Origin of the sequence: Anaerophilus nitritigenes, from assembly GCF_004138215.1 — a bacterium.
GTDB lineage: Bacteria > Bacillota > Clostridia > Peptostreptococcales > Thermotaleaceae > Anaerophilus > Anaerophilus nitritogenes.
Genome location: NZ_RYYS01000049.1, coordinates 1 through 10,958 on the forward strand (window position 1 = coordinate 1; position 10,958 = coordinate 10,958).

The 10,958-nt window shown below is 28.8% G+C and carries 8 protein-coding genes; all 8 read left to right on the forward strand.

The window, feature by feature from the left end; all coding sequences use genetic code 11:
• Positions 1-222 precede the first annotated feature (222 nt).
• Positions 223-849 carry a hypothetical protein gene (locus EK368_RS07615; protein ID WP_129598121.1) on the forward strand — a complete coding sequence of 209 codons (627 nt, stop codon included), beginning with the start codon at positions 223-225 and terminating at the stop codon, positions 847-849.
• Between the two features lie 22 nt (positions 850-871).
• Positions 872-2,305 (forward strand): phage baseplate assembly protein V, encoded by a 1,434-nt coding sequence (locus EK368_RS07620; RefSeq protein ID WP_129598123.1) that lies wholly within the window; start codon positions 872-874, stop codon positions 2,303-2,305.
• Between the two features lie 11 nt (positions 2,306-2,316).
• The gene (locus tag EK368_RS07625; protein WP_129598125.1) at positions 2,317-3,360 is read left to right on the forward strand and encodes a pentapeptide repeat-containing protein; all 1,044 of its coding nucleotides are present in this window, start codon (positions 2,317-2,319) and stop codon (positions 3,358-3,360) included.
• Positions 3,360-3,878 (forward strand): imm11 family protein, encoded by a 519-nt coding sequence (locus EK368_RS07630; protein WP_243109379.1) that lies wholly within the window; start codon positions 3,360-3,362, stop codon positions 3,876-3,878. Before EK368_RS07625 ends, EK368_RS07630 begins: the two co-directional genes overlap by 1 nt.
• Entirely contained in the window at positions 3,878-5,485 is a 1,608-nt protein-coding gene (locus tag EK368_RS07635) for a DUF4280 domain-containing protein (protein WP_165000370.1), read from the forward strand. Before EK368_RS07630 ends, EK368_RS07635 begins: the two co-directional genes overlap by 1 nt.
• Positions 5,486-5,554: 69 nt before the next feature.
• Positions 5,555-5,977: a hypothetical protein gene (locus EK368_RS07640; RefSeq protein ID WP_129598131.1), complete on the forward strand. Its 423-nt coding sequence runs from the start codon at positions 5,555-5,557 to the stop codon at positions 5,975-5,977.
• A 35-nt stretch (positions 5,978-6,012) separates the two neighbouring features.
• The gene (locus EK368_RS07645) at positions 6,013-6,438 is read left to right on the forward strand and encodes a hypothetical protein (protein ID WP_129598133.1); all 426 of its coding nucleotides are present in this window, start codon (positions 6,013-6,015) and stop codon (positions 6,436-6,438) included.
• A gap of 104 nt (positions 6,439-6,542) precedes the next feature.
• On the forward strand, positions 6,543-10,958 hold a 4,416-nt coding region (locus EK368_RS07650; RefSeq protein WP_243109380.1), incomplete at its 3' end, for a DUF6531 domain-containing protein.

Consider the following 10,958-nt stretch of genomic DNA (forward strand, 5'->3'; position numbering starts at 1 on the left):
AATAAAGAGCAATGAATAATAAAGAGCAATGAATAATAAAGAGCAATGAATAATAAAGAGCAAGAATTTAGTATGAAGATTTTTTAAAAATTAAGTATTAGTGAATCATGATTTAAGATTGAAATAAGTATAGGCAGTATTTTTTAAAAAAAAAGAGCAAAAGAGATAGAAACTATCTATCAAAGAAAATATTTGTAGATTAAAAGATAAGGAGGGCAAAATATGACTTTTATGGACGAAAAAATAGCTGCTTTAAAGCAAGCAAAGAGAGTGCTACAGCAAGATGACGAAAAACAAAAGAAAGAGGAAGAAATAAAAGTTGATGAAAAAATAGAAATGTCCTTAGATGAGGTTATAGAATGTATTGCAGGCGGATATTTAGAAATAGAGGATAGAAAATTTTATTTTAAAAGAGAAACGTATTTAGATGGGAAAATAAGTATTCCTATGATAGAAAATTATTTTGAAGAAGTAGCGAAGGATGATACAAATTTGGTATTTAAAAAAGAAACAGAAGGTGTAACTTTTGTATGCAGTTATATAAAAGAAAATATTTTATCTATGACTTTTGATTCCTTTAAAGAAGGAATGCAAAAAAAGTTTAAAGACATGGATTTATACCTAGAATGGATTGATGAAGGAGAAATAAACAAAGAAGATACTTTATTAAACTATGGCATATTCAAGACACCCACTGCTAAAGGTTATATCTATAATGTTATATTTTTTAGTAAAGATAATCTAAATACTCAGATGATGATAGGCAACTTTAATTGTTTTTACAAAGACATAAATATATGGGAAAAAGTTATCAAAGGAATGATTCATTTAATAGAAATTAAGTTGTAAAAGCCAAGGGGGAGGAATTTGTATGAGTAGTCATGCAATATCATATGAAAATATAAGAATATCTACATATGAAATGGAATATATAAAGGATTTGAAAATTACCAACAGTATTAATGAACACGCAACATTAGAACTAACAGGGGTATTGGTTCATGAAAGAAAAGATGAAGACATACATTTGACGGAGCAAAATACTCCTATAGAAGTATACTATTTAAAAGCTAACGGCAAAGTATCCTTATTTTACGGGATCATTACTCAAATAAAAATAAAAGTAGTAGAACAAGTACATAACATCTATATCAAAGCAAAAAGTTATACTTATCTTATGGACACTTTCAAAAGGTGTCGTTCATTTCAAGACAAAAATATGACCACTCATAATCTCATCAGAGAAGTGATGAAGGACTATAACCCATCTAATTATATGATACAAATTCCAGATATTCCTATAGGACAATTAGTTTTACAATATAATGAAACAGATTGGGAGTTTTTAAAAAGGTTCGTGTCCAAATTTTATGCTGGATTATTTCCAGCTATAGAGTTTCAAAATATTCATTATTATATAGGAACTCCAGATATTTCTGTAAACATGGCGGATATAGTCAAAAATTATATGGTTTATAAGAATTTAGATTTATATGAGTACATACAAAAAAATCATATAGAAGATGCAAAGGAAATAGACTTTATCGTTTATGAAATAGAAACCTTTGAAATATTAAAACTTGGAAACCACATGAAATTTTTAGGACATGATTTTTATATAAGCAAGGTGCAGTATGAATTAAAAGAAGGTGTATTATACAATACATATAAAATTCAACTAAAAAATGGACTACGACAAAGAAGATTGTACAATAAAAATATTATGGGCATATCTGTAGAAGGTACGATTTTAGAAGTGCAAAGAGACAAAGTAAAGATTCATCTTCAAATCGACAAAACTCAAGAAAAAGCAAAAGCATATTGGTTTCCTTATTCCACATTGGCAGCATCTCCTGATGGTAGTGGTTGGTATTGTATGCCAGAGATCAAAGATCGGGTAAGAGTATATTTTCCAACAAAAGATGAAAAAGATTCCTTTGCAGTTAGTGCTGTCAGTGGATATATACCTAAAAATAATCATGCAAAAGATCGAATGGGTAATCCAGATGTGAAATATTTAAGGACAGTACATGATAAGGAAGTAAGATTTACTCCTAGTGGAATTCTTATATCCTGCGATAGTGGACAGTCCTCCATTCAATTAAATAAAAATGGAAGCATCAATATTATGGGACAAAATAGTATTCAGGTCAATGCGGTGGAGAATATAGATATTCGAGCAGAAAAAACATTGACCATGACAGCTAATGAAAAGATCGATCTTATGTGTGATAAAGGTGGAAAGATTCAATTTACAGAAGCAGGTGAGATTTTAGTAAAAGGAACGGAAGTAAAAAATAATTAAGGGGAGATTTTATGACAAAGGAAGAAGCTTTTGTAGATTTTGAAGAAGAGGTAGAAGAACTACTGCAAAACTATGAAGAAATTTTTCGTCAAGATTTACGAAAAAATCAAAATGTATTGAAAGATAAAGTTATAGATGGGTTAAAAAGCATTTGTGAAAAAGTATATGATTTTCAAAAAGAGAATGAAGAATATAAAGTAACATATTTTCAGTTTTCAATTCTTCGAACAAGTATTGTGAATAAAACCTATACTATGCTTTTGAATACATACAATCCATCATGGTATCTAGATGATCATACCCAATATATAGAAGTAGATTTATCTTTTTTGTTTAATTCTTTAGAGGATTTACAAAGAAAGCTTCATGAAAAGAGTAAACCCTATATGGGAAAAATCAATAAAAGTCATATAGAAAAAATAATTTTAAAACAAGCCATAGGATATAACCAGTATATAGCATATGCAGCAAGATTGATTCTGCAAAATATAGATGAAGCAAAGTGGTTTCAAAAAGTTCAAAAAACAGATATTTATTGTATTCGATGGGGAGAGTATCAAGATCAAAGTGAGTTTGTTTTTGCTATGGATACAAATTCAAAAACTACGAATGATTTTGTAAAAATATTAGAACTAACAAATGATGAAGCACATAAAGATGCATTGGTATATAAAGTTTTTAAAGATAGCGAGATTTTAGACATTATTTGTACAGAGAGAAATATGATGTTTATCAATTTTAAAGGAAGTATCATGAATGATTGCAATTTCAAAAAAAGTATTTTATTAGGATCAAATTTTAAAGGTAGTAGATTGATAAATTGCAGTTTTGAAGAAAGTATCATGCAAACAGCAAACTTCAAAAATGCAACTCTTAAAAATGTAAATTTTAATAAAAGTAATTTAAAGGGAGTTAGCTTTGTAGGTACTGCTTTTGAAGAGGTATCCTTTGAAAATACTCTATTAGATGGGGCAATATTTTCAAGGGAGAGTGTTCCATTTTTACACCTATCCCCATCACAGCTTCAAGTTATCTATATAGAGGGGGATCAATAATGAAATATTTTATCATAAAACAAGAAAAAGAAATAGGGCATTTAATAAAGCTACGAGATTTTACAGGAAGTAATCATATGACATTTATAAAAGAGCAGGCAGATCAACTTAATGATGTTTCTATCTTATTTGTTGAAGGAGGAAAAGAATCTGTCTACACAGATTTTATAGAAAATCCAGTATTTTTAATATCAGATGAGCTTAAAAAAGTATTTGAAATGTATGAATACACATTGATATTTAAAACTGTTGTACTATCGAATATAGAAGAAAAAACACAAAAGGTTTATCATATGGTACTTACAGATGGGATAGATGGGTTGAGTGAAAAAACTACTTATTATAAAAATGGTTGGGAAAAAGATATAATTTTAGATCAAGAAAAATTAAAAAATTATAATATATTTCAAATAAAAGGAACAGTAGGAAACTCTATGATTGTAAGCCTTGATGTAGCAGAAAGTATATTAAGAAGAGATTTTACAGGTGTAAGTTTTAAAGAGATAGAGGTGATATGATGAGTGATAAATCTAGGCTAGGAAAGATAGCTCAAGCTACTGCAATAGGAGCAAAGGAAGGAGTAGAGGAAAATCAAGTAACCTATGTAGTACATGGTGCAGAAATACAGTGTTCTTGTGGACTAAGAAAAAGTAATATAGTTGTCCCTAAAAGTCATGGTACATTTATACACGATATCCCACAACTTAGAGTAGGAGATAGTAAGCCAAATGAGAATATCTTATCTTTTGGAGGCTGTACCAGTCCAGAAAACCCGTTTGTTCAAGAAGCAGCAAAGAATATAGTGAGGGAAGTAAAGAATCGAGAAAAGAGCTTTATGGATAAGGTAATGGATTTTTTCTGTAAAAAACCAGAAGAAGAAGTAAATAAAGATTTCATAGGAACATGTGCTGGAGTATGTAAACCTGCAATAGATATGTCATGGATTGATGGGAAAAAAGACACATTTATAGTAGACAACTTTGAGGATGAAAAGGAAGACTACAAAGCATTGTTAAGTACATGTACTCTTACCTGCATATACGGAGGCAAGATAATCATAACAGATGATGGACAACAGAAGAAAGAAGAGGAAGTTATGTCTCCTACAGCTTCAGACGATTTATCAGCAACTAAAGGAGATAAGCCAGATCTTCCAAAGGGTCATGGCTTGAATAGTGATCATAGACGAAAAAATACGGGTGTAAAAGCTGAAGATATAAGATCACGAAAAAAAACTAAAGAACAGATGCTAACAAAAGCGAAGAGGATTAAAAAAGATACAAAAGATAAAGCAAGTATAGGTAAGCCAGATCTTCCAAAAGGTCATGGCTTGAATAGTGATCATAGACGAGAGAATACTGGTGTAAAAGCTGAAGATATAAGATCACGAAAAGAAACTAAAGAACAGATGCTAACAAAAGGAGAAAAAAATAAAAAAGATATAAAAGATAAAGCAAGCACAGGGAAAAGAGTTATCCAAAATGCAAATAATAAAAAAACTTATTTATCATCTTATGTAGAAAGTGATATTGCAAAAGAAGCAGTTAAAACTGTAGAATGGAAGATTAACAAGGTTTTATATGAAGATATTGGATTAGAACCACTGAATACATATAGTTATGATTATTTATATAAGGATAGTTATGTAGCATCTAAAATGAAGAAGGATAGTTATGACGAACTTCCAAATGCAGCACAGGTTATACAGAGTTTGGGAAATGCACAAAGTGAGACTCAACAAATGCGTACAGGAGATCCTAGGATAGATACTGTTAATTATGTAAGCAATTTTATTATAGATTATAATACACCGTCACCAGATGCTATAGGAAATATTGAATATATATTACCAGATTTTTCGGATGAAGTAAAGCAAAAACAAACTGTATCTAATGAGATAAGAAATTCACCATATAAATATTTTTTATATACTAAATCTGCACGAGAAAGATTTATTAAGAAATTAGATAAAATAGAAGAAGAAATTTTATATATGGAAATTGAAAAAAAATCTAAAAAAATTATGTTAGAGTATGTGAAGAATATAAAAGAAATGAATGTGAATTATGATAAATCATTGAAAGATATGCTAAATTATGTTGAGTATGTAAAAAAATACAAATAGAAAATAAAGACTATATCATTTATTGAAGATTTGGATATATGTAATTGGTATATAACTTCAGGAGGAAATATGAAAAAGAAAAGGTTCGCTATGATTTTATTAATAGTAATAGTGTTGATTTGTATAGTTTCACTTAAGCCTAATTATAATGAAGTCTATGAATATAAGGATTTAATCAAAGATTTTAAAGCAGATTATATAGAAACTGTAAGAGATATTGACTTTTCAGATACTCAAGCAGTTTTAGCAGAATTGAAAAAAGAGGAGAAAAAAGATCAAATAGAAAAATTAGGTAAATTAATAGTTGAGATAAAAGAAAGGGCAAAATATGAGGATGAATATTCCTATTTGGCTGGAATATATGAAGATTTAAAGAAATTAAGCAAGATAGAAACTATTAAAACTGAAGAAGAAAAAGAGTTAGTGAGTTTATATATTTTTTATTTACGATCAATGAAAGATGATTGGATAGAAGAAATGGATCATAAATAATATTGATATAAATCTATATTTAAAAGAGGTGTTATATGAACAAAGAAATTATAAAAAAAAGTTCATACATACTTATGCTGTGGATTATGTTTCTAATTATTTTTGTGAGGGACAAATTTTTTTTGGGAGTATATGAATTTTATTTGGCAGATGTTACTTTAGCCTTTACGATTAGTGTATTTAGTATATTTGTTTATATTTGTATATCAATAAAATATAAACAAATAGCTATAAGTTCGATTCTTTTATATAGTATATGGGTTATGCATTGGAGAATTAATTACTATAAAGGAAGTTTAATATTTATGTTTTTAGCCCCAATGATACCTACATTAATAAATTATATTGGTTTAGAAGAAAGTGTGAAGTTTATTATTATCATAAGAAACTATTGTATTTCTTTATTTATAGGGATAGCTATTATAATAGTAGCATATTTAAGTATTTTTTTAGGACCTTAGAAAATATAAAGCAAATGAAAAATCATTCTAAGAGGTATAGACATAGATAAAAAAATACATTTGTATATTTGGCTCAAAAGAGAGCATTAAAGGGGGGAGAAAATGTGCTAGTTACTTATAAAGGATTTAAAATAGATTTACCATATGATATTTTGCAAGTAGAATACATGGCTTTAGAAGAAAAAATCAATGAACATATTCGCCTAGATTTAAAGGTTTTAGTAGAAGAAGACAAAGTATTAGAATACATCAACCAACCAGTAACAGGTACAAAGGTGATTGTAAAAGAATATAACGAACATATAAAAAGAGAAGTCCCTATTTTTCAAGGAAAGATTACAAATTTAAAAATAGAGTATCATGGACAGCTTCATGTATTAGAACTTTCTTGTATATCTTTTACTCATGATTTTGATATAAAAAAGAATAATCGTACATTTTATGATTTAGATCTTACCTATAAAGATGTTATAAAGAATGTATTATCATCATATCCTAAAAAAGATTTTCAAGATATGGTGACAAAAAATCAAAAAATCAATCATTTTTTACTTCAGTATGAAGAAACGGACTGGGAGTTTATCAAAAGGCTTGCAACTCACTTTGAAGCTTTGTTATTACCAGATGCTGGAGCAAGCTTTGGAAGGATGTACTTTGGATTACCAAAACTTAATAATAACGTAGAGATTTGCAAAAAAGACTATACTATTTTAAAAGATTTGGAAAAGTATAAAAAAGATAAGGGTATGACTAAAGAAAAAATTATGACACAAGATTATACTTCTTGGGAAATTGAAACCGATAGAAGACTTTATTTAGGAGAAGAAGTTATTTTAAATAATATAAAGTGCCAAGTTACAAGAGTATGGATTCATACCTATAAAGAAGATATTCAGTACATATATAAATTAGAAGTCTACAAGGGTGTACGAAGTGTCTATACTACAAATCCAAAGATCTTTGGGATGTCTCTTCCTGCAATTGTAAAAGAAAGAAAGGGAAATAGTGTAAGAGTACATTTTGAAATAGACGATACCTATATAAAAAAACCAAATAATAAATATTTTACATATGCATTGGAAAGTAGTTCTTGGTATTGTATGCCTGTAGAAGAAAGTAAAGTACACATTTACTTTCCAACAAATAATGAAAAAGATGCTATAGCTATCCATGCTATACGAATAGCAGCAAGTAATGAAAAATACTATCATAAAACAATTAATCCAGATCATAAGTCATTTTCAAATACTACAGGAAGTGAGATGAAAATGACTCCAAAGGATATAAGCTTTGCAGTAGATGATGCAAAAGCTATTAGTTTGATGCTTAAAAAAAGTGGAGATATAAATATTAAAGGAGACAATATTACACTAAAAGCTGCTAGCAATGTAAACTTTGGTGTAAGAGAACTTCCACCAGATGCTGAAGGAGAACCCTTAAGACCTAAAAATATAACTATGTCTGCAAAAGAAAGTTTTATCATTACAAGAAATGAAGATCCAAATCATAGTATAGATATGATGGAAAAAATTTGTTTGACAGCTAGTTTTGTAAAAATGTATGGAATATTAAATAATCCGCCTAGCATACCAGCATCAGCATATGATCAAAGTGCAAATGATAGTCAATTGATAGACCAATATAATGCGGGTGCTAAACAAGCACTAGTAAACAAAATGAATGATGCAAAGTCAAAAGTAGGTATTGGAACTATAGCTTTAGGAATAGGGATTGGAGCTGTTTTTGTAGCTGCCACAGTACTTACAGGAGGTGCCACTATTGGTGTTTTAGCAGTTGGAGCATCATTATCGACAACAGGAGCTTTGGCAGTAGGAGGAGTAGGATTAATTTCTGCAGCAGTTGGATTTAGTGAAATGATGGAAGGTCGACAAGATTATACTAAGGGTCAAAGTGGAGACTTTTCAGAGTCATATAATTTAGTAAGAGATGGTTTATTTGGTGGGAATAAGGATATATACAATGTAATAAAATATGGTGCAATGAGTACTTCGGCTCTAGGGGTAGGTCTTTGGCTAGGTGGTTCAGCTGTAGTAAATATTATGATAATAAAAACGGGTATAAGTACTCTTTCACATTTAGGTTTTGATTTTTTAGATGATGGGAAAATCAATAATGGGGAAGAGTATTACGTGAAAAATGGCTCAGTAGATATGATAACATCATTAATAGATACACAACTTGATATAGCAATGAAATTAAATGAATTGCCAGGTAAAATGGGATCGGCAGTAAGGATAATAAAAGATTCTCTTATAAATTCTGGTGGAGATATAGCGACAACAGGAGAAGCACATTACATAGAAAATCTAATAGGAGCAGGAATTTTTGAAATATTCTTTTCTCCAAAACCTTCAAATTGTAAGTACGACGGTGACCCTGTAAATGTAGCAACAGGAAGTTTATATGTACCAGCTACAGACTTAGTGTTATCAGATATTAAATCAGAATTTAAGATTGAAAGAAAGTATAATTCAGTCAATAAAAGAGTAGGAATACTAGGTAAAGGGTGGACATTTAACTATGAAAGTAATCTACAAGTAGAAAATGATAGAGCTGCTATTCTTTGTACGGATGGACATATAGAGACTTTTTATCAAAAAGATGAAGTTTGGGAAAATCATAAAGGCAGTAGTAATAATTATCGTTTAGATTTTGATAGTTGGAAAAATGAATACAGGTTCAAAGATATCTCTAAAAAGCTTATTTATGTATACAATGAAAATGGACAACTTATCAAAATAATAGATAAAAATAATAATGAAATGATTATTACTTATAAAGGAAGTTCTATTCATACTTTAAAAACTTTCTCAAATTATATGTTAGATTTCATCTATGAAAATGGAAAAATAGTACAAATAAAAGATGAAATAGGAAGAACAGTTCAGTATAAGTATGATGGAGACTATCTAACCCATGTAGTTCATGTAGATTATGGGATTACAAAATATGAGTATGATGAAAAAGGATATATAAAGGCTATTACTGACCAAAATGGAAATGTTTATACTATTAATGAATTTGATCAAGAAGGTAGAGTAACATACCAAAAGTATTCTACTGGAGATACTTGTACCATTACTTATGATGATAAAAATAGAGAGACTCAATTTTATTTTAGTGAAAGCAAAAGATCAAAAAAATATAAATATAATAGAGATTATTTGGTTACTCATACTTATTATGAAGATGATACATATGAAGAATATGATTATGATCAATATCAAAATAAAATATTTGAAAAAGATAGAAATGGCCAAATTATTAAAAGAAAATATAATACATATGGAAATGTTATAAAAGAAGAGCTTTCAAATGGACTTATGATCCATTATGATTATGATGAAAACCAAAACCTTATTAAAAAATCAGATAACAACGGAGGAGAACAGCTATATACATATAACCTTCAAGGAAATATTATAGAACAAAGAAACAAAATAGCTGTAGGTATATGGCAGACAGAAAAATATGAATATGATATTTATGGTAGAGTAATAAAAAGGATAGATCCTTTAGGAAATAGTAAAAACTTTGATTATGAAATAGGTGAGAGAATATTACCTGAGCCAAGTAGGATTAAAGATAGTGAAGAAAATATTTACGAATATACTTATGATAAATTAGGTAGAAATACATCTATAAAAACAAAATATGGAGAAGTAGAATTTGGATACAATAGACTTAATTATATCACATATATTAAAGATGCAAAGGGAAATGTAACAAGAAAATATTATGATAAAATGGGTAATTTAATTAGGTTTGTTACACCTAATAATTACAATCCTGACTTTGATAATGGAGAAGCCTACGAGTACAAATATGATAGTATGGACAGACTCATTCAAATGAAAGACCCTCTTGGAAATATTGTAAAAAATATAAGAGATACAGAAGGAAACATCATAAAAGAAATAAATCCAAATGATTATGATTTTTCTACAAAGAATGGCATAGGAATAGAGTATGTATATGATAAGGACAATAGGAAAATAAAGATTATCTATCCAGATGGAGGAGTAGAAAGGTTCTTTTATGATAGTGAGGGAAATATCATAAAACATGTTACATCAGAATATTATGATGTTGATTTAGATGATGGGTTAGGGTATAGCTACCAATATGATAGCATGAATCGACTTATTGCTATTATAGATCCAAAGGGTGAAGTAGAGAAAAAATACCAATATGACTTATATGGCAATATATCTCATGAAATAGATAAACAAGGAAACACTACTTTATTTAAATATGATTTCCTAGGGAATTTATTAGAAAAAAGAGAGCCAGTAGATCAAGTAGGAGAAGAAGCAAAGTATAAAATAACTGTCTATGAATATGATAAAAATGGAAACAAGATCAAAGAAAAGTATGGCAAAGAATCAGTAGGACAAAAGGATTATCCTCAGTATTATCATGAAATATTCTTTACCTATGATAAAAATAATAGACTGATCCGAGTAAAAGATAAATATGGTGCAAAGGTAGAATATAGA